The following is a 21,362-nucleotide window of genomic DNA, read 5'->3' as shown; positions in this document are numbered from 1 at the left end:
GCCGCATTAAACCAGTATTCTGATTTCGTTTATATCAATCTTTCCGTGCACTACTTTAAGGGTTGCTTTTTTATTTTTATACGTCACGGTACCAAACCCGGAAGCGGTGGAAAGAAAGCTGGTAAAATCGCCAACCCTTGAACGGATATACAGGGTTTTGTCTACGGCATCATACCGCAAGCCTGTAAGCCCCTGCAACATACCGTAGCTTGCCATCGCCCTGGCGTACCAGTGGCCACACTCATATTCATTAAATGGATTCCGTACCTTACCGTTATAACGGTCGCGGCAGGCCCGCACAATATCCAGTCCTTCCTTTACTTTGCCCATCATCATTAAATGCGCAGCTACCTGGTATTCGATCCCCGTCCACACCTCATTACTGTACACAAACGGCAATGACAATTTACCACCTTTGGGCCAGGTACATAACAGCAGTCCGCCTTCACTTCCCAGGGCATACGCCGGCCGCTGGGGGTTTACATGTCCTTTCAAACTTTTCTTTAAATTATACCGGTGTACGGAAAGCAGGTGACTGCTGATCTTTTGCGGATCAACCGGATCTTCCAGTCCGCAAACGGCCGCGATCCAGCTGCCCAGCACCCCATCCGATAAACATCCCCGGCCATACTGATACTTGGGTCCCTCTTTCTGCAGGATTTCAACCGCCTCTTTAGAATAGGCGCCGCCAAAGGATTGCGCTTCTGCAGGGCTTTTTGCCTTTAAGCCTTCCCATTGTATCTTCTGAAAAAAGAACTCCCCGTTATACAACTGATTTTCCAGGTAGGTCTTTCCTTTTTCCAACAGGGATTGATAGGATGTTATCTCTTCCTTTAAAAAACTGCCCATGGCGATGATGGACTGTAATGCTCCCAGGTAAAAGGTCGTGCACATCGCGTCCGGTCCCCAGAATTCGATATCATAGGTATTGTGATGCGGTTCTTCCAAAACACCTTTGTGCATTGGATCCCAGGTTTCGATGCAATAATCCAGGCTGCGTTTTGCCAGCGGGTATATCTTTTTCAGCCATGTAGTATTTCCATGAATGCGCCATTCCCGGTGCACTTTCATAATGCCGCCCAGCTGTCCGTCCGCCGCCGCATGAAAATCGTGCTTCACCGGGCTGATGGGCATATTGGCCCGGAAGGTCTGGTGCCCCGGAGCACTTTGGTTTTCGCAAAATTCGGTATTCCGCAATCCAAGTTCCAATCTTGGAAACAAATGACAAACGGCCTGTGCATAATTCCATACATGCGTACAGGTTCCATGGCAACAGCCATTATCATCGCCGCATCCTTCCCAGGCCCACATACGCCCGTCGAACTGTCGCAATACCGTGGGTGATTTTAATATCGTAAGATTGGCCGCCACGGCTTCAATCACTTCGGGCGGCAATGTACTGTTGTAAAATGCATCTTTAAATAGCGTTGAAGTCCGTTTTAATTCCGCATAGTGCTGTGCCCAGTAAGCGGCAACCGCCTGCAGGTCTTTAAATTTAGCGGCATACCAGGGTTTGTATTTATCTCCCGTAAATTTCACATAAGACTCCAGACCGGAATCTGCCGGCGAGATGCAACATTCCGCACTATTGCAATGTTCCTTCCCATCCGGACCCTTGTCCTGTATACGCAGGTCCGACTCCGGCACATACCAGGCCATCATTACCCGCACCGTTTTCTGGGCACCCGGTGCGATGGTCAACGGCACAAATAAAGAGGCACCTGGGGCATCCCACTCTACCGGAGCATGATCCTGTACCGCCCCCGACTCGATCGTATTCCAGATCATTGTCAGCGGATCGAACCAGCCGCCCCGGAACCAGCAATAATCGATCACCGGTTGCTGATCTGTTGTTGTATAGATAACAAAGTCTGTTTTTGTAAAGGGCTTTTCCTTACCCGGCTCCTGGGAAAGAATAAAGCCGTTATCCATTTTCCGGATGCGTCCCCGTTCTCCCCTGGCCACAAAATTGCGGGCATTATAAGAAAACACCGCCTCTACCGTTTTTGAAGAATGATTGGCAAATGTATATTCCAGAGCACCAACCGGTAAACCGGAATCATCTTCATTGCCGGGAATAAAAGGGCTCCAGCCATTAAGGGTAATCTTAAGCGGTATTTCGGCATCCTCCAGTTCAATAGCAGCAAAAGGAAAACGCGCCCGGAAGGAAGCACTGCTAAACCGGGGCAGTCCGTAGCTGGTGCCGCTGGCTCCATTGCCGGTTCCCCGCTGACCAAAGATCTTCCATTCCGGCACCGGTCCTTCCAGCACCTTTGCTACCGGCTGATGTCCCTTTACACAAAGGGCGGCAAATACATTGGGTTCAAAAAATACTTCCGGCCGGTTGTTGATCGACATATGCGATATGGCCCCCGTTCCTTCGAGGCAAAACATGCCTGCACCCAGGCCGCCAATGGGAAAAGCAACCCGGTTGAGGTAAGCACCCGTATAAACGCCATTGTATACCCTTGTTCCTTCTACCGTATGTTGCGCCGATGATAAACCAGTCACCCCATCGCCGCCAGGAGCAGCCACAGCGCCTGTAACACCTGAAGCAACAGCCGCAAAACTTCCCAATCCAACCTTTTTAATAAATGATCGTCTTCCTTTAGAACTGCTCATAAAATCCATTTTCTTTTAAAGTATCTGTTCATTTAAACTACCACATAATTATATTTATATGCCGGCTCCGGATAACCGGGGCTTAACGACCGGCATTGATGTACTTCATAGAACAACTCCCCGTTTACCGCCTGTGCCAACGCTTCAAATACCTGTTGCTCCAGTAATTGGGGATCCGATTCCACCCTTGCATTGATCGTCATCTGGGCAATATTACTGATGCCTGCAGTACCCCTGAATTGCAACGTATCCGGTGTGCCCGTCTGATTCCCGATCCGGTACTGGTTGCCCATACATTCGATCATGATCTTTATATGTCCTACCGGCACTTCTGCCCCCAGCGCTGCATTCAGCCGGAGAAAATAAGTTGCTAAAAAAGCATCCCAGTCTACGGCCGTTCCCTGCAGTACAACGGAGGCATTGAGCCATCCCAAAGCCGCCTCCCCTTCAGCATACACATCATAGTCAACCGCAACAATCCGGCTACCGGAAACCGGGCTCGCCATCACATAATCCAGCCAGGCCTGAACCCCCGCACCGCTGTATGCACTGGCGCACAATACCTGCCGGTCCGGGTATACCAGGTTCACTTTTTCAATTAGCAGTTGCAGCCGTTCAGGCTCAATGCGATCTGTTTTCGAAATCAGGATCACATCACTTTCTTCCAGTTGTTTCCGGTAAATATAGGCCGCTGAGGGGTGCATTCCGCCATTACCTCCATCCAGTATCTGTGACAGTTTCTCCGGGTCTGCCAATACCGTAAACGGAGCCATGACCACCACCTGTTGTAACTGATCTTTTAACGGTTGTAAAATGGTAGCGGAAATATCGGTGCAACTGCCCATCGGCTCTGCAATAATCACATCCATCCCTTGCGGATGATGGATCAATGCATGAACGGCATCTGTAAACCCCGTATAATTACAACAAAAACAGCTGCCGCTGATCTCCTTAATAATGCCATTGCTCCTGGTTAAAAGATGGGTATCTACCAATCCTTCCGCCTGGTCGTTGGTAATAAAACCAACCGTGCAACCTTCTACAGTAAGAAGGCCGGCAACATACTGTAATAATGTGGTTTTACCGGCGCCCAAAAAACCACCGGTAAAAATCAGCTTTGTTTTACTTGTTTTCATATGTCACTTTTAATCCTGGATTCAAAACTGTTGCTGATAATTATTGTAAAGCATTGCCGCCTTTGCGGCTCCCGTAAGCTGCACAGCGATATACCCATCAATTTATGCTTTTGATAATTTAATCGTTTAAATACCCAATTCCGGACATATCATCAAATGCAAGCCGGTAACAGCAATGCGTTTATTCAGAACGCTTTTTTAAATAAATCCGGTCCAAAATGGTCATAGATACGGTTATAGGCTTCTGCAGCCGCACCGTTTCCCCAGTCGTAGATCGTAAATTCTCCGATTCCCAGACCGTGCGCGTTGGTAACGCCATCATGACCATAATTCTCCATCATAAACCCGTAATCCTGCTCATTAAAAAAGGGCCACCGGGCCTGCCATTGCTGCATGGTACCGGGGTTCAGGGGCGTATACATCATCACAAAAGAAGCCTTCAATGCCGCAATCCCCCGCTGGATGTAGTCGTTGCGATGCAATAACTGTCCATATTGAAGGATCAGTTCTGCAAAAAGACTTTGCCGTGCATCATTCCATTCCGCATCCCCATTCATAACACCAAAACCACCCAGGGTGTGCACCGCCATATACGGTGGTTGCCATACCGCCTGCCACAGCAGCAATTCATCCAGTGTACGTTGCCCCGCAACAAGATACTTTTTTTCTTTGGTAACCCGGTACATTTCCAGCAAAGCCTGTGCCGTCCAGAACACAGAAAAATTATTTTGCTTATACATGTTGTTCCGGGCGATTTTCTTCCCTACCCATTGATCACTGCCGATGCGGCTGCAAGACCAGTAGGTTTCAAAATCTTCCCATTGGCCCTGCGGGATATTATGCTTCATAACGGCCTCCATGGCCCTTGCTGCTGCATTGCGATAACGGCGATCTCCGGTGATCGTGTACAACTTTAATAAAAACGTTACCGATATACTGGTTTCAGGCGACCGGTTGAGGTGCTGCATCGGTTTCAGATCCTTCAGATCCAGCCAGGCCGGGAAAAAACCTATGGCATCCTGCAAACCAACCAATGCATCGGCGTATGTTTTCGCATAGGCCAGTAAGCGCGGATCCTTTTCCAGCTCAAGATACCATACCAGCATCCAGTAGGCCGTAAAACTCATATCGGCAATATGATAAGGCGCCATCCGCGCATCCCAGGTATAGGGATTGCGATTGGAATTGCCCCAATAACGTGTGTTCCATCCTTTAGACCGCATGTATTGTTTTCCGTCAACCGTTACTTCCTCCATTTCGGTTGCCACCACACTTTTAAAAAAGCCTTGCTGCTGCGGAAAGGAAAGGGCCAGCTCTTTTGTTTGCAGGGCATACTGCCTCAGCGAGTCATTACCCGTTCTTCTGGCATAGCGGTACAGTCCCTGTGCAGAACGTAGCGAATTAAACCAGGCCTGGTTCCAGACAGAGCGAAACTCGCGTTCATTGAGTACCCCCTTATAATTGGGGCTTTGCGTAGTATTTACAATGAATACCGGGGCGCCCACTTTTTTACCTTCCAGTTCCAGCTCCTGCCAAACCGCCGGGCGCCAGTTTTTAAATGCCCACGCATAGGTTTGTTTTACATAAGGATCCAGGTTCATATTCCCGGATGGTGTGGTTTCTTTCCGGAAAAGCGGTGCGCCCCATTTGCTCCATAAAAACGATGCAGTTTGCTGAAACGGGTTTTGGACCGCGTCCTTCTTTCCAGAAACCAAACAATAAAAACCCAGGGTAACCGTTCCTTTGGGAAACACGGCACCCGGCGCCCTGGTAAACAGCACATGTTCTTTTACCGAAGTATTTCCCATACCCAGCACCAGCCGATTGTTGAGGGCATCCATATCCATATACCAGGGTACCGGACTGCCTTTTTGCAAGAGGTCAAGATCCGGTATTACCGACAATAATTTTGCATCGTCTGCCACAATTAATGCCGGTGCCCGGAATACATGCTGTGCAATCACATGATGGTTTTCCGGGGTTAGCAACGGCGCCCAGTTAAAGCCGGGTATAAACGACGGCACAACCGATACATCAAGCCCATCCTGCGGCACAGATGCCGGCAGGTTCCAGGTGATGCGTATGTACAGGCGGTCACTTGCAACCGCCTGATAAGTGATCCTGCCCGGTGTATTTCCGATCTTATCCGGACGGATCTCTTTTATATACGCCTGAAACGCGGGAGGTACGGGTTCTGCAGCCCCTACACTGCCCGCCAGCAACAGTAAAAAAACACTCATCAACCGTCTGTACTTCATATGTGTTATCCAACAATTTATTAAATGCAATATAACCGGAGTTTTGTTTCACCAATCCATTCGTGCGCCCGGAATACACCACTTTAAAATCGACGTTACCGCCCCGGGGGCCATTCCCCAACCGCAGCACGGCTACATCAGTTGCACCATTGCCTCCGGCGTTAACCGGTCTCTTATTACCTTTATTAACCGGCCCTGTTTATTAAACAGCGCTATAAAAGGAAAGTGTTGTATCTGGTAATATTGCTGTACAATAAATGTTTGCCCTTCCGACCCTATTTTTATATCCGGATGCTCAGACAAATGGTACAACCGGTCAAACGCCTGCACATCTCGGATATGCGCATAAGAGATCATGATGATTTGTTTATTTGTCCATTTCTTTTTTTGTTTCAGCAACGCTTCGGTAAAGGCTCCGCAATGTTCGCACGAAGGTGAAAAATAAATAAGTACCAGCGGCTTGCTTTTATCTACCTGCTCGTACGTGAACCCATCGCCGTTCGTCAACCGGATCTTAAATGGCGGGAGGGCCGCCTTATCTTTTTGAGAAAAGGCTGCAACCCCGCAACAAAAGAAAAAAAACAAAAAGAGCAAATACTTCATCCGCATAAGGTTTACAGTCCGCCAGGTAGTTGATGGAGCCCTACATAGCTACATATCAACGCCCGCTTTTCAAAAACTTTTAATATCCCGGGTTCTGTTTATATACGCCAAAAGAATAATTCATCTGAGGTTGGGGGATCGGCATAAATTCATCACGTCCGGGAGTAAACTTACCGTCTTTCAACCACGACCTGCCTCTCGGTAATTCTTTGGCAAAATACGCATTTAAAGCCGTTGCCGCTATACCCCATCGAACAAGATCGTACCACCTTACTCCCTCCATCGCAAATTCCAGCCGGTTCTCAAACATCAGCGCCTTCCAGGCAAAATCATTGGTCCAGTTACAATTGACACCATTTATATATAAACTGATATTATAAGGCAACGTGGGAGTACCATTTGCAAACTTCAGCCTTCCGGTACTGTTGGCTGCCCGCTGCCGGATGGCATTAATAACGGGCAATGCCTCCTGCTCTCTTCCAAGCTTTATGAGTATTTCTGCTTTTTGAAGCAGCACCCGGTCATAACGTACGGCTATTTCATTTTTAGAATTCCACATCCAGAAAAGATTGACTAAACCTGGTGAATTGGATTCCACATTTTCCTTCAGCGAATTAAAATAGCCAAACGTAGCCGGATCCCGGGAGCCGCTGCTGTCAAACAATAAATTCTGCTGGTACTTCCACGGAAGCCCCGGTATGGCTACCGTATGACCAATGCGTGGATCCCATTTATTACCGCTAAAGTAGGTACTTCTGTTTGCCGGGGTAATATCCTGGTCATTATAATCATCAAACATGGGAATGCCTTTCGCATCCGTTTTAAACGCATTCACCATATTATACGAAGCCTTGTGAAAATCGCAACAACTGAAACTGGGCGGCCACCAGGGGGCATTCAAAGGGGTGCCGGCATTTAAAGTACCATTGGGGGTACCATCGCTATGCGAATATTGCCATTCAAAAATCGATTCAGGCGATTTATTATCAAAATCAAAAAGAAAATTGATGGCATAGTCCGGCGCCAGACTGTATTTTCCGCTATTGATAATACCGTCTGCAATAGCCAATGCCTGCGTCAGGGTTTCCTTGTTAACGTTCACCACCTTGTTGGCCAGGTCCTGCTCATAGGCCATCCACATTTTACATTCCAGCATCAACGCCTGTGCCGCATATTTGGTAGGACGGCCGGGATCTTTCTGATCCGGTGGCAATCCGTTGGCAGCCGCATTAAAATCGTTGTAAATATTTTGCCAGATGGCAAGATCATTCGTAGCACCATCCGGCCTGTTGGCAACTGTTCTGATAGAATCTATTGGCAGGGTTTCATCAAAATAAGGGATCCATTTATACCAGCGTTTCAGGTTCAGGAAAAAATACCCCCGTAAAAATTTCATTTCGGCAATCCGCTGTTGCTTTAAAGAATAATCCGATTCATTTACACTGTTCAGCGCTTTTATGGCGGTATTGCACCGGGATACCCCCTCGTATTCGGCATACCAGATACCGTCATTATTACCTGTGTTGGCATTATTGAGTGTAAAAACCTCCCATTGGTACCAGGGCAGCTGGTCACCGATGCCCCCTCCTCCTTTATAGGAATCATCGGATTTAATATCTGCCAGCCAGGGGCTCATACGGGCGTTAATGGTACCCTCATGTGGCAGCCAGGCATATGCGGCAATTACCAGTCCATCCACCTTATCAGGCGTGCTCACGTTATCTACCGTTACAACGCCCTGCGGTGTTACGTCCAGGAACTTTTTACACCCTGTTGCTGAAACTAACAGGGTTACCCATACTATGTATACTAAATGCTTTTTCATCAGTTTCATTTTTAATTAAAAGGATACTTGAATGCCTGCTTTAAAAACTCTCGGAATCACATAAGGGTTGGCATAATCATTCCCCTCCGGATTTTCCGGATCAAGCCCTGTATATTTCTTACTTTTCAGTATCGCCAGGTTTTGCCCCATCACAAATACATATATACGATCCATACTGATTTTGGAAATCAATGATTGGGGTAAACTGTAGCCGAGTTGCAGGTTTCTCAGTTTTACATACTGGCCGGGCTCTACGAAATACGTGGAGGTTCTCAGCTCTCCGTTTGCATTATTCCACGACAGTGCCGGAATGGTAGAGCTGGTATTGGTGGGCGTCCAGGCATCCAGCACGCGGGTGGGGTGATTAAACCCGTTTTGGATCCAAACATTCCAGAAATCGCTATAGCTTTTCCATCCATTATACACTTTCACACCTGCCACACCCTGCCAGAACATTGAAAAGTCGAAGTTTTTATAGGCCAGGTTTACATTTAATCCATATTCAAACTTTGGCCTTCCTCCATCACTGATCCATACACGGTCATAGTTATCATCAATTTTGCCATCGGGTTTTCCATCCGGCCCGGAAATATCTTTATACCGTATACGGCCAATACCTTTACCCGGCTGATCAGCCCACTGATCTACTTCCGACTGGTTTTGAAAAAGGCCATCGGCTATAAACCCATATACCGCGCCCCAGGGATGGCCGGCAATACCGTCCTGTTTCTGTACCGTTCCACCCCATGAATACGTAACGGTAGATGGAAGATCATTAACCACGTTTTTATTATAAGCAACATTCCCCTGCAACCGGTAGCTAAAATCCTTAGTGGTATTACTGCCATATGTAAGAGTTAGTTCCACACCTTTATTGGTCATATTGGCCGCATTGATAAATTGATACCCGCCTTCACCAATGGTACCGAGGTAAGGCGGCTGGATCAACATCCCGTTGGTGTATTTTTTATAAAAGTCTAAGGTACCAGACAGCCGTTGTTGTAAAAATCCAAAGTCAAGACCTATATTGGTTTGCGTGGTTGCTTCCCACCTCAAATTCGGATTCCCTGTTTGAACCTTGTAAAATCCCGAAGGCAAATTGCCGGTTTCATTTCCGCCGATAGCATAAGAAGTAAAATTATAATTGGGACGAAAATAAGTCTGTGCATTTAGTGAGTTGATGTTAGCGAGACTGCCATTTCTGCCCCAGCTGGCTCTTACTTTTAAGTCGGACAGCACTTCATTATCCTTTAAGAAATCTTCCTGGCTGATACGCCACCCTGCAGAAACGGCCGGAAATACGGCAAACCGGTTGTTAACACCAAACTTAGACGATCCGTCGTAACGCACCGAACCGGATAATAAATACCTGGAATTAAAGGAGTAGTTAAATTTTCCGAAATAAGACAACAGGTTGTATTTATCGCCTCCGCTGCCACCATCCTGGTAACTATTGATAATGGTATTACCTGTTGCCGTACTGATATACGCAAAATCGTAATTTTCAAAAGCAAGACCCTGACGACCTATTTGCGAAGTTTCGGTAGCATATTTATTGGCTTCCATACCTGCCAAAACATCCAGGCTATGTTTATCCTTTCTGAGGTTGTACGTTAGCGTATTGGTCCAATCAAACGCTGCCTCTCTCCAATACCATTGATCCACACTGTTTATATTGTTCACCTTTCCGCCGCCTTCTTTAAAAGTGAACTGTATATTCCGGTGATACCCGTCGGTGTAAATCAGCCCCAGTTGCGTGCGGAATACAAAGTCTTTCAACAACCGGATGCTGGCATGTACATCTCCAAACAACTTATTGTAATTATTTCCGTTGTCCTTATTCAGGGTAAGGTCGCGTACCGGGTTCCAGTAATCATCCATACCCAAGGCTACGGCAGATCCGCCCCATCCGCCACTGGTGGTATATACCGGAACAATCGGAGGTTCTATCAGTGCCTGGTGCATCACGTTCATATTGCGCTCTATTAAATGAGACACTTCCATATTTTCTCCAATGGTAACACGGTTATTAAATAACTTATAATCGGTATTTACCCGGGCGGTAAACCGTTTAAACCCTGTATGGATCTGTGTTCCCTGGTTTTCAGTATAATTCAGCGAGAATAAAGAGCTTGCCTTTTCACTACCGCTGGATACCGTAAGCTGATGCTCTTGCTGAAGCCCGCGCTGTGAAATAGCATCTAACCAATTTGTATTGGCAGATAGCATGGTAGAATCCGCAGTGAGGTATTTGATGGGGGTAACCTTATCCAAAACGGGAAATCCATTTGCATCCCGGTGCCAGTCATAATCATAAAACCGGATCGCTTTTTTTACATCTTCTTCATTCGCACCGGCATTTGTGTTTACAAAAGCCTGCCATATCGCCTGTCCATATTGCTGGGTGTTCAGCATTTTAGGTTTGTTATTAAATTCGGCAAACCCCATAGTGGTACTATAATCGATCTTTGTTCTGCCGGCTTTTCCTTTTTTTGTTTCGATCAAAATAACCCCTGCCCCGCCCTGGGTACCGTAAATACTGGCGGAGTAAGCATCCTTCAGCACCTGTATAGAGGCGATATTATTGGGATTGATATCCCTTAAATTCATATAACTGGGCATACCATCTATTACAATCAGCGGTGCCCCTCCCCGTACCGAAGTTAACCCTCTCAGCTCTACGCTTACATTACCGGTGGGGTTACCATCTGTAGTAATGTGGAGCCCGGGTACCACGCCCTGCAGCGACTGCAGCACGTTGGTAACACCCTGCCCTTTGGTAAGCTCTTTAGCCGACACAATAGACACCGCCCCCGTAAGATCTGCCTTTCGCTGTGTCATGTACCCCGTGTTTACCACCACTTCTTCCAGCTGGCGGCCGGCTTCATCAGGCAGCAGCGTTATGGTAATCGTTCGTTGTTCACCGGGCACCAACCGTTGTGTTTGATATCCTACAAAGGATACTTCCAGGGAATCCGCTGCATCATTCATTTCAATGATGAAATTCCCGCCCCGGTCTGTCACACTGCTTCTGGAACCCGGTCGCAATACACTTACGGTAGCCCCGGCAACCGGTTTACCCGCCTCGTCTTTTACGGAACCATGCAGCACCCAGCTTTTGCCGGGAATGGTATCCTGCATCCCGTGCATACCCGGGGACAGGGTGTTACAAAATGCCGGCTCATAAACGGCTCCTATGCAAATGCCCCCTATAAGCATCATGCAATACCGCAATAAACAGCGGTTCAAGGGAATGCGATGTCGTTGATTCATAAAATAAAAATTAAAGTGAATGGGAACAAACCTATTTTTTCATAAAAAGCTTAATCGTTTAACTAAATACAGCAACAGTACACTATTTCCCGCGGGATACATACGGCCGCCACTACAGCGCAATTTTCGAACCCTCTACCGCTTATTGACCATTAAAAAGCTTAATCGTTTAAACGAAGTTAGGATTTTTCACTTCTGATTCAAAAAAAATTTGAAGGCATTCTTTTTTATGCGCCATGCGGGTTCCTGTCAAACGCTCCTTAAAGCAAGAAGCCCCGCAGGATGCGGAGCTGTACCTGCCTGCTATTGCACTGAATCTTTATGGTGTTGTCTGCAGGTAATACAGGCTGCTTACATCCATCACAAGCTTGTCTGGGCCACCGGGGTCTGCCACAAATGACGCCTTCACCAGTGCCGTACGCCGGGGCGATACGCTACTTAACGAGTTATGCGTGTGGAACACATAGTACATCGAACCATCCGGATCCTTAAACAGATCGCCATGTCCGCTCCCCGGCTTGCCGGTATTGGTCATGCTCAGTACCGGGTTCTCTGCGGCTTTTGTCCAGGGACCCCAAGGCGAAGTGGCCGTGGCATAACCAACAGCATACCGCTGGTTTTCAAAATGATTGGCGGCATAGACCAGGTAATAGAGCCCTTTGTGTTTTACTACCGTGGGACCTTCAGCAACCCTTGCCTGAAGGATCTCCCAGGGATCAGTTGCGGTAATGCAAAGTTTGCGGGTCTGCTTATCAATTTCTGTAAATGCATCATTGATTGCAGCCACATAAATCTTGTTGCCGTTGGTAATATCCACATGATAGAGGTACTTTTTGCCGTCTTCATCCATAAACACATAGGGGTCGATATTTTTTTGGTCAAAGGCCAATGGATCCCGCGCATAAAAGGGACCTTCCGGATTATCGGCAGTGGCAATGGCGATCTGCTCATTGGCTACATAGGCCATATAAAATTTGTTATTGGCGGCCCATACCTGTGGAGCCCAAAACCCCTGGGTGCCAAATGACTCAAGCACTCTCACCGCAAAACCATCTGCTGATTTTGTTGAAAGCTTCCAATGGATTTTATCAGAAGATAAAAATACCCGGATCCCTTTATCAGGCGTAGCCCCATCTGTTCCATAAAGGTAATACGTTCCCCGGTAGGGAAAGATCGTCGGATCTGCCTGATAAACCGGCTGCCCCGTGTTAACAGGCGGATCCGGTTTCTTCTGTTCAGTAACCGGAGATTTCTTTCCACAGGAGCAACAGACAGCTGCAACAAAACAGCAAAACAATAGCGGTGTTATCTTTTTCATATTATAAGTACCAATATACGCTTAAAATATATAATTTTTACCGGGATCAAATGCCAGCCGGTATACGCCGTTAGATGCGCTCAGGGCTAAAATATCATTGCCGCTTACCATAATTTTCTTAAATACATTCCATCCGCTGCCCACTTTCTTACCGGTACCGGGAACGGCGGTTGCACTCGCCGGATAATACCAGAGATCTCCGCCGGCCGTCAGACAAAGCAGCGCATTGGAATTGACAGCAGGATATGCAACAACCTGGGAAAAATTAAATCCGGTTGCTACCTGGGTTCTGTTCTGATCGATTTTTGAAAAAACAGGCTGCCGCCATAAAATGCCGGCGTTATCTACGGTTAAAATATAACTGCCAAACGTTGCAATCAAATACTTGTTCCAAAAATCACCCAGCCAGAACGTGTTCCAATCTGCAATAGAAGTAATGATGTTCTCGGCCGGTTTGGGATTTGTCTGTACAATATTTTCCGGATGCATGTCAAACCGGAACAATCCTGCCCAATAAGGAGCATTTCTTACTACCATGGCATTTTCATTCACATAGTAGAATGATTCTGATGCATCCCAGTTAATACCGATGCGCAATGGCGGGCGTTTATAAAAGCCCTTGTCATCCGGCAGATACATCAATATATCCTTCGATACTTTATCATTGGTAATTACCGTATTCTTTGGCCCCAGGCAAAATATGCCACCCCAGTTAGCGCCTGTATTCAGGATCTCTTCCTGCCCTACCCGTACCAGGTAATAAGTAGTAGTATACGTTTTAGCAAGATTGCTCTGTCCTCCATCCACTGCCTTTATTCCTACCGGCAGGATATAGGTTTTAAAGAGGGATAACGCATTGTCTGATTTTATCGTCAGTGTTAAGCTATCGGTGCTCCTCTGGCCAGACCGGATCACGGCCGAAGTATTACTCAATGCATAATTTCCGGGGGGAAGCAGGGGGTAATTTGTTCCATACCTGTTGTTAAACGCCATTGCATCCGCTTCACTAACATTGAAGGATACGGTTATATCGCCCGTGGCATTCTCCGTTCCACCTAAATACGCGCTGTATCCCAAATGATATTCAGCCGCATCCGTTGTTACAGCCAGCACCGTAGAATCATTGGCAGCCCTGGGCATATACACATTCTTATAAACACCGGCATCGCTGATGCCACTGTTGTACTTATCACAGGAAACAACAGCGGCCAGCAGCAGCATCATTATAAAATAAACTATCTTTTTCATTGATCTGTTTTTATTGTTACATAAAATCCAAGACATGCTTACCAGTACATACTTTGCAGCATATCCGGTGCCTTATCCAGCTCCGACTGTGGTACCGGCCAGAAATAATCCCTGGGCGCAATAAAGATGCGTTTGTCGGCAACCGTCCTTTTATAAAAAGCAACGTCCTGCTGCGAAGTACCGCTGTTGATGTTCAGCCCATGCAGGTTACCGTTGTTGGTTTTGATCATTATCTTCCAGCGCCGGGCGTCAAAATAACGATGGCCTTCAAAAGCCAGCTCCGTCCGCCGCTCCTGCCAGATGCGGGCCCGCATTTCTTCTTTGGATAATCCATCCTGCAGGTCGGGTAACCCCGCCCGTTTGCGGATCGCATTTACATATTTATATACATCGGTAACCGGCCCCTGGCTTTCATTCAATGCCTCGGCATAATTCAGGTATTGTTCGCCCAGCCGGAACATGATAAAGGTTTTCAGATCCCACCCGGTATTGGTCTGGATATTAATAAGCGGGTTGGCAAACTTTCTTAACACATACCCGGTTTTGGAAAAGTCGGTTGTATTTTTGGAAGCGCCATCTTTGCCGCTAAAGTACATTTGTATGGGCGATCCTTTCCATTTGGCACCGGAGTAATGCACGCTGGCGTAAAAACGCGGTTCCCGGTTTACATACATATTGCTGACACCTGCATCCCAGTATTTTCCGGCTGCCGCCGCAAACCCATTCTCCGTGTATCCGGTTTCTGCATTAATAACCGGTGAGCCATCGGCATTGTAACCAGTGATCACATCCCTGCCCTGCGCATCCTGGTAAGCATCTACCAGTTGTTGTGATACAGACATGATGGAATAGCCTCCGTAACTCAGGGGACTGGAGCAGCGTTCCAGATGCTGAAAGGCCTGGTAATTCATCGCCCAAAGCACTTCCTTATTGTTGTTCTGCAAAAAAAGGTTGGTATAATTATCAACCGGGTCGTTACTGGGGGCTGTGTATATGCCATAACCCGCAGCTTCGCAGGCATCAATGCAGGCTCTTGCCGCATCTGCTGCCTGCTTCCATTTGTTAGCATCAAAGGACTGGGGAAAAAAAGGACGGCCATCCTTACTTTTAAAATCCCTGAAGTCAGGGTTGCCATTAAAAAGCGGACTGGCGGCGTACAACAATACCCTTGCTTTCAATGCCAATGCAGCGGCCTTCGTGGCACGCCCCAGTTTATCACTGGTAACGGTGATGGGCAACAGGCCTGCGGCAGCATCGCAATCCTTCACAATAAAGTCTACACAGGAATCGACGGTTGATCGCTGGATGGTCTTAAAATTATCACTGGTGCTCATGGACCTGGCCATAATGGGCATGGGGCCATAGATCCGGAACACCGCAAAATTATCCCAGGCTCTTAAAAACCGGGCCTCACCAATCCAACGGTCCTTATCTTCCTGTGTGTACCCATCCTGTAACGGTAAAAGGTCGATGTTCTCCAGGAAGAGGTCTGCCTTACGGATGCTCTGATAGGCAAACTGCCAGTTGTCCAGTATATTTTGCGCGTTCCATCCGCCCCGGTTCATATAATGCACATAACTTCCGGGAAAGGTAATTTCCAATTCATCGGAACCGCCCGTCCAGGGAGCACGGCTGGACGGATCTACAGGGTTTATTTCCCAGGGTTGCCCGGCATAAATGGAAGTAAGGAACGATTGGGTATAAAGACGGTTTTTAAATACATCCATAAGCGAAAGGTCTTCATCCGGAGTTTTATCCAGGTACTTTTTGCAGGAAAGCAGGCTCACTACCGCAATAACCGCTACCAATAATCTTGTTTTCATTTCTGTATTTTTAATGCGTTAGTTAAAATTGATTTGTAAGCCCAGGTTTAATGTCCGTTGCAAAGGATATAATCCCAGGTTATCCGCATCCAGGCCGTTATTGGTGCCATTGTTCACTTCAGGATCGATAAATTTCAGCTGATCAAACAACAGCAGGTTGGTGCCGTTCAGAAAAACCCTGAAGCTGCTGAAGCCATATCTTTTCAAGAGCGCCCGTGGTAAGGTATATCCTACTTCTGCATTCTTCAGGCGCAGGTAAGACGCATTCCGTAGGTACAGCGACGAATACTGGAAATTATTGGAATTATTAGCGGGTGTGGCCGCGGGGTAATGCGCATCGGGATTGTCCGGGGTCCAGCGGTTATCATAATATTCCCTAAGAATATTATAGCTGCCGGGGCCTCGGAGAAAGGGAAACAGCGAAGGCCCTACCGTAAACATACTGGTACGTGCAGCGCCCGCAAAATAAATGCTCAGGTCTACCCCTTTCCAGGCCACCGTTCCGCCAAAGCCATACATGATCTCCGGGGTACGGGGATAACCATTCAGAAACATATAATCATCTGCGGTTATCTGCCCGTCGCCATTTACATCCATATATTTAATATCTCCGGGATATACCGTAGAAGCAAAACGCTGCACCGGCCACTGGTTAATCTCCGCCTGATCGCGGAAAAGCCCCATTGCCTGTAACCCATACGGAGCGTCAATCGAATGGCCTTTCCGGGATTGGTAGGGCACATGCATAACCGGCTCATCGTTTTCAATGATCTCGTTATGCGCATAGGTAAAGTTGCCCATAAAGGAATAATAGAAGCCGTCTCCGGTTGGTTTATTCTGGATCTTCAAACTGGCATCAATACCTTTGTTCTTTACTTCACCCAGGTTGCCATAAGGGATGATCCAGGAAAAGAAGCCGGATACAAAGGGGATGGCCTGCCGCTGCATTAAAATATGCGTTCTTCTTTCATGAAAGGCATCCACCTGCAACTGCACCACACTGTTAAGCAAACTTACATCCAGCCCGATATTCTTTTTCAGGGCCGATTCCCAGGTAACATCCTGGTAGCCGATCTGCCCTTCATCATAACCGGGAAAGCCCTGCTGGCTGGACCCAAACCAATAAGTATTGGCATTTTTGGTGATCGTTGTCAGGTATAAAAAACGTCGTCCGTTGTTGATCTTGTCATTTCCCACTTTTCCATAAGATCCGCGGATCTTTAGCTGGTTGATAAATGATAGGTTCCAGAATTTTTCATTGGAAACGATCCAGCCCGCAGAAACGGAAGGGAAAAAGCCAAAGCGCTTACCCGGCGGAAACTGTTCCGATCCGTTAACGCCCATATTAAATTCTGCCATGTACCTGTTCCTGTAGGCATAGGAGGCCCGGCCTGCATACCCGCGCGATCTATAGGGCAAACCCAAAATAGAACTGGGCGCCACAAGATTGGTAGACTCTTCCTGGTTAACCAATAACAAACCACTTACATCATGCACATTTGAAAATGTACGCTGATAGTTTACAGATCCTTCCATATAACTCTTCCGGTTATTGTCTGCCGTAAAGGGACTATAACCCAACGGTCCCCCCTCCCGTACAATGCTGTACCGGTCTTCCCCGGTTACCGGGTCCTTGCCCAGGTATTGCTTGATCTGGTAATCTTTGGTCCGGTTAATACCGCTGAATACATAATAATCGTAAGCAAACCGGCCGTTCAGACTTAGCCCTTTTGTGATGGCTTTTGAGAGATCCCATTTCGCAGCAAGGGTGCTTTGCAGGGTATGACGGGCCTGGTCCGAATAACCGCGCTGTGTTACCAGGGCCCAGGGATTACGGCCCAGGTAAGACGCTCCCCCGGCCACAGATCCATCCGGGTTGGTAATGGGATATTGAATGGGTGAGATTACGGATAAGGAGCTAAAAATATCCTGAGCACTGGAACCGGGATAATGACCATTCTGAATAATAGCGCCTAATCCTACTGTAATGCTGAGGGTCTTAGACAAGTTTACGTCAATATTCGACCGGAAGTTATACCGCTTTACATTGGCGTTGGTATTGTATTTATTCAACCCATCTGTGTTATAGATACCTGACTGCATTAAAAAGCCTACGTTGGTATAATAGCGTACTACATCCGTTCCGCCGGATACACTCAGGTTATTGATCGTTTGCCAGGTATGTTTTTTTAAAATGGTATGGGTCCAGTCTACATTGGGATGAAAATAAGGATCGCTGCCATCTGCATACTTTTGCAGGTCTTCCGCCGTATACTGCGGCGCCGATCCGGTATGCTGCAGGGCCTCATTTAACAGGCCGGCATATTCTGCTCCACCTATGTATTGCGGTATGCGCAGGGAGGTCAGTTGGGCCGCTTCTGTACGGAGCATCACAGAAGGTTTACGCGCTTTTCCCCGCTTGGTATTGATCAGGATGACCCCATTAGCACCTCTGACCCCATATACAGCCGTGGCAGAAGCATCCTTCAATATCGTAAAACTTTCAATTTCCTCGGGGCTGATGATATTCATATCCCGGCCGGCCACTCCATCTATTAATACCAGCGGACCCTGGCTTCCTGCAAATGTGGCCACGCCTCGGATAAATACCTGCGCCTGATCGTAACCCGGTTCGCCGCTGCTTTGCCGGGTAATGATACCTGGCAGCTTTCCTCCAAGCACATTGGAGAGCGAGGGTGTGGGAACCTGTTGCATCTGTGATGCCGATAACTCTGAAACGGCACCGGTAACGGTGATCTTTTTTTGAGTACCATACCCCACCACTACCACTTCATTCATCTTTTGTGCTTCTTCATCCGGGTAAAGCACAATCGATATGTTGCGCCGGCTACCGGGCACTATTCTTTGCGTCTGGTATCCTACATAGGAGATCTCCAGGGTATCCTGCTCATGCTGCATTTCGATCATAAATTTTCCATATATGTCGGACAGTGTTCCTCGGGTGCCGGCGCGCAGTACATTCAGTGATGCCCCGGGAATCGCCTTTTGAGCAACATCTGTAACGGTACCATGCAGCACCCAGCTTTTTTCGGGAATGGTATCCTGCAAGCAGTTGAGATGGTGATGGAGTGAAGTACTGCGGCCCCATGCCTGCCGGCATATCACCAGCATACAAACGGCCCATAAAACCATCAGGCAGTGCCGCCGTAAAAGGCAGCGAAAAAGAAGGGTTCGTTTTTGGTTCATAACTATAGATTATTAAAATACAGGAGGTCCCCTGCTGAAAAAATGACAATCGTTATGCTTAATCGTTTAAACAACGGTATTAAAAAAAACACCAAACATGCAACCGGTCAGTGTTTCTTAATACCTGCAGCTCACCGGCCTTGCCGGGATTTCCCACAATAGCTTAATCGTTTAAGTAAAAATAGCATATTTTTTATATTTCACAAAAAAAGAGCCGGCGATTTTAAAAAAACATGCTGCATACCTCTCACGTATTTTGTCTGCCAGCTGTTTTCTACCATCAGGCCGTATTACCTGCCACACTTGTTGCTGCCGGCCTGGCCGATACTGCTCTGGTTTCCTTCCTGCCCATTGCTGCCAAATAACGGCATAAAAAAAGCGCGGGAATGATCGCCCGCGCTTTGTATAATGTTTAATGGATATTAATTATGCTTTTTTATTTTATAGCCATTGGTGGCATAGTAGAGGATAAACAAGAATAAGGGAATTGGCACCAGGAATCCTTTTGCCATTCCATAAGTATCCGAAATAGCCCCCATAAGCGGCGGAAACACGGCTCCGCCGGCAACAGACATTACGAGGTAAGCCGCCGCCTGTTTCGTACTGGTTCCCATGCCTTTTATGGCCAATGCAAATATGGTCGGGAACATAATGGACATAAAGAAAAAAACACCGTATAAAGCGATCAGCGAAGGCCATCCTTTTTCGGCTGAAACCAATGGCAATAAAACGCATACTGCAAGCGCATAAAACGCTAACAGTTTTGTTGGTTTAAAATATTTCATCAGTATGCTGCCGGTTATTCTTCCCAACATAAACAGCGCAAAACCGATCGATAAAAAATAAGGTCCGTATTTTGTATCCCACCGGGGCGACATATCGTGATCGGTAACAAAATTGATCAGGTAGCTGAACACACCCGTTTGGGCGGCTACATAACAAGCTTGCGCAGCTACGCCCAGTGCAAAATGCCGCTTTTTCCATACGGACTGCGTTCCTAATTCGCCAACGGTAACCGGCAAAATTTCAGGATCGTCCCCGGGTGTAGCAGAAGCGCCATGCCCGTGTGCCGCATTTTCATCTTCCTCCGTGATCTCCGGTAACTTCAGGCGCATAAAAATAAAGGCTACCGCAAGTACGGCGAGCCCGATAATGGCAAAGGGTAACACGATAGAAATCATTTTTTCGCCTTCTACATGACTTTGATTACCGTATATATACAATGCTATGAGGGGACCAACAACCCAGGCCAGCCCGTTAAACGACTGCGAAAAATTGATCCGGCGTTCGGCAGTTTCGGATGGACCTAATTTTGTCGTATACGGATTGGCCGCTGTTTCCAGCGTGGTTAAACCGGCACCAATGATCAGCAGACAGCACAGAAAGCAAACAAAGGATTCCAGGGGAGCCGTAGCAGCTGCCAGCAATGCCCCGCCGGAGAAAAGCAGCAATCCGAAGATCACACCTTTTTTATACCCATACTTTTTCATAAAAATCGCCGCCGGCATGGCCATACAGAAATAGGCACCATACAGAGAGAACTGGATAAAACTGGATTGCCATTTTTTCAGATGCAACATTTCCTGGAAATTCTTGTCCAGCGTATCCAGCATTCCGTGTGCTACCCCCCAAAGAAAGAACAACGCACTGATCGCTGCAAATGGCGCCGCATAGTTCACACCGTCCCGGATAAAAAGTGATTTCTTTTTGTTCATGTCAATTTTATAAGTTGGATAAATGGATGCGTCGAAGTGTATTTAGTTTACAACCCGCGTCAATGAACCATATCCTCTGCGAAATAGCCTGGGTTGCACCCGGTATGCGCAGTAAGAAGGTCTTGCTTTTTTTCATTGACATCGCTGATCGTTTTAAATTTAATGAGGCGGTAAAATACAGCTTTTTTACAGAATCCGGTTTCCCCTTGTTAATATAAGCTACAAAAATGTGAATTTTGTTTATAGCCGGTCTGCAGCCGTTAGCAATCAGCCTTCAGATATCAGTGTTCAGTTATTAGTCTTCAGTTATCAGCTATCAGAACCTCAGTTCTAT

General features: G+C 47.2%; 11 protein-coding genes. All 11 read right to left on the bottom strand.

Translation table 11 applies throughout. The annotated features are described in order from the left end of the window. Window positions 1-6: 6 nt before the first annotated feature. The 11 genes from Q1V85_RS09630 to Q1V85_RS09580 all read right to left on the bottom strand — a co-directional run bounded on the left by Q1V85_RS09630 (window position 7) and on the right by Q1V85_RS09580 (window position 21,028). Entirely contained in the window at window positions 7-2,622 is a 2,616-nt protein-coding gene (locus Q1V85_RS09630) for a GH116 family glycosyl hydrolase (RefSeq protein ID WP_300599303.1), read from the bottom strand. A gap of 32 nt (window positions 2,623-2,654) precedes the next feature. Then, window positions 2,655-3,758, bottom strand: a complete 1,104-nt coding sequence (locus Q1V85_RS09625; protein ID WP_300599301.1) for a GTP-binding protein — start codon at window positions 3,756-3,758, stop codon at window positions 2,655-2,657. 185 nt (window positions 3,759-3,943) lie between these two features. Beyond that, on the bottom strand, window positions 3,944-6,016 hold the full coding sequence (locus Q1V85_RS09620; protein WP_300599299.1) for a hypothetical protein: 2,073 nt from the start codon (window positions 6,014-6,016) through the stop codon (window positions 3,944-3,946). A gap of 132 nt (window positions 6,017-6,148) precedes the next feature. Then, entirely contained in the window at window positions 6,149-6,619 is a 471-nt protein-coding gene (locus Q1V85_RS09615) for a thioredoxin-like domain-containing protein (RefSeq protein WP_300599297.1), read from the bottom strand. A gap of 79 nt (window positions 6,620-6,698) precedes the next feature. After that, window positions 6,699-8,444, bottom strand: a complete 1,746-nt coding sequence (locus Q1V85_RS09610; protein WP_300599294.1) for a RagB/SusD family nutrient uptake outer membrane protein — start codon at window positions 8,442-8,444, stop codon at window positions 6,699-6,701. A 15-nt stretch (window positions 8,445-8,459) separates the two neighbouring features. Next, window positions 8,460-11,717: a TonB-dependent receptor gene (locus tag Q1V85_RS09605; protein WP_300599293.1), complete on the bottom strand. Its 3,258-nt coding sequence runs from the start codon at window positions 11,715-11,717 to the stop codon at window positions 8,460-8,462. 319 nt (window positions 11,718-12,036) lie between these two features. Next, window positions 12,037-13,035 carry a glycoside hydrolase family 43 protein gene (locus Q1V85_RS09600; RefSeq protein ID WP_300599291.1) on the bottom strand — a complete coding sequence of 333 codons (999 nt, stop codon included), beginning with the start codon at window positions 13,033-13,035 and terminating at the stop codon, window positions 12,037-12,039. 21 nt (window positions 13,036-13,056) lie between these two features. Beyond that, complete coding sequence (locus tag Q1V85_RS09595) at window positions 13,057-14,283, bottom strand: DUF1735 domain-containing protein (RefSeq protein ID WP_300599289.1); 1,227 nt, start codon at window positions 14,281-14,283, stop codon at window positions 13,057-13,059. A gap of 38 nt (window positions 14,284-14,321) precedes the next feature. Further along, window positions 14,322-16,106: a RagB/SusD family nutrient uptake outer membrane protein gene (locus Q1V85_RS09590; protein WP_300599287.1), complete on the bottom strand. Its 1,785-nt coding sequence runs from the start codon at window positions 16,104-16,106 to the stop codon at window positions 14,322-14,324. An 18-nt stretch (window positions 16,107-16,124) separates the two neighbouring features. After that, a complete protein-coding gene (locus Q1V85_RS09585; protein ID WP_300599284.1) occupies window positions 16,125-19,313 on the bottom strand; it encodes a TonB-dependent receptor in 3,189 nt (1,062 codons plus the stop codon). 422 nt (window positions 19,314-19,735) lie between these two features. Continuing rightward, the gene (locus tag Q1V85_RS09580; RefSeq protein WP_300599282.1) at window positions 19,736-21,028 is read right to left on the bottom strand and encodes a sugar MFS transporter; all 1,293 of its coding nucleotides are present in this window, start codon (window positions 21,026-21,028) and stop codon (window positions 19,736-19,738) included. Window positions 21,029-21,362 lie beyond the last annotated feature (334 nt).

It is taken from the genome of Niabella sp. (assembly GCF_030150205.1).
Classification (GTDB): domain Bacteria; phylum Bacteroidota; class Bacteroidia; order Chitinophagales; family Chitinophagaceae; genus Niabella.
Note: the sequence above shows the minus strand (reverse complement) of the source record. Positions and strands in the feature narration are given on the sequence as shown.

Excerpts from the sequence above, each read along its gene's own strand:
- Q1V85_RS09620 (WP_300599299.1), bottom strand. The coding sequence starts at position 6,016 with ATGAAGTACAGACGGTTGATGAGTGTTTTTTTACTGTTGCTGGCGGGC.
- Q1V85_RS09605 (WP_300599293.1), bottom strand. The coding sequence starts at position 11,717 with ATGAATCAACGACATCGCATTCCCTTGAACCGCTGTTTATTGCGGTAT.
- Q1V85_RS09615 (WP_300599297.1), bottom strand. The coding sequence starts at position 6,619 with ATGAAGTATTTGCTCTTTTTGTTTTTTTTCTTTTGTTGCGGGGTTGCA.
- Q1V85_RS09595 (WP_300599289.1), bottom strand. The coding sequence starts at position 14,283 with ATGAAAAAGATAGTTTATTTTATAATGATGCTGCTGCTGGCCGCTGTT.
- Q1V85_RS09580 (WP_300599282.1), bottom strand. The coding sequence starts at position 21,028 with ATGAACAAAAAGAAATCACTTTTTATCCGGGACGGTGTGAACTATGCG.
- Q1V85_RS09600 (WP_300599291.1), bottom strand. The coding sequence starts at position 13,035 with ATGAAAAAGATAACACCGCTATTGTTTTGCTGTTTTGTTGCAGCTGTC.
- Q1V85_RS09610 (WP_300599294.1), bottom strand. The coding sequence starts at position 8,444 with ATGAAAAAGCATTTAGTATACATAGTATGGGTAACCCTGTTAGTTTCA.
- Q1V85_RS09625 (WP_300599301.1), bottom strand. The coding sequence starts at position 3,758 with ATGAAAACAAGTAAAACAAAGCTGATTTTTACCGGTGGTTTTTTGGGC.
- Q1V85_RS09630 (WP_300599303.1), bottom strand. The coding sequence starts at position 2,622 with ATGAGCAGTTCTAAAGGAAGACGATCATTTATTAAAAAGGTTGGATTG.
- Q1V85_RS09590 (WP_300599287.1), bottom strand. The coding sequence starts at position 16,106 with ATGAAAACAAGATTATTGGTAGCGGTTATTGCGGTAGTGAGCCTGCTT.
- Q1V85_RS09585 (WP_300599284.1), bottom strand. The coding sequence starts at position 19,313 with ATGAACCAAAAACGAACCCTTCTTTTTCGCTGCCTTTTACGGCGGCAC.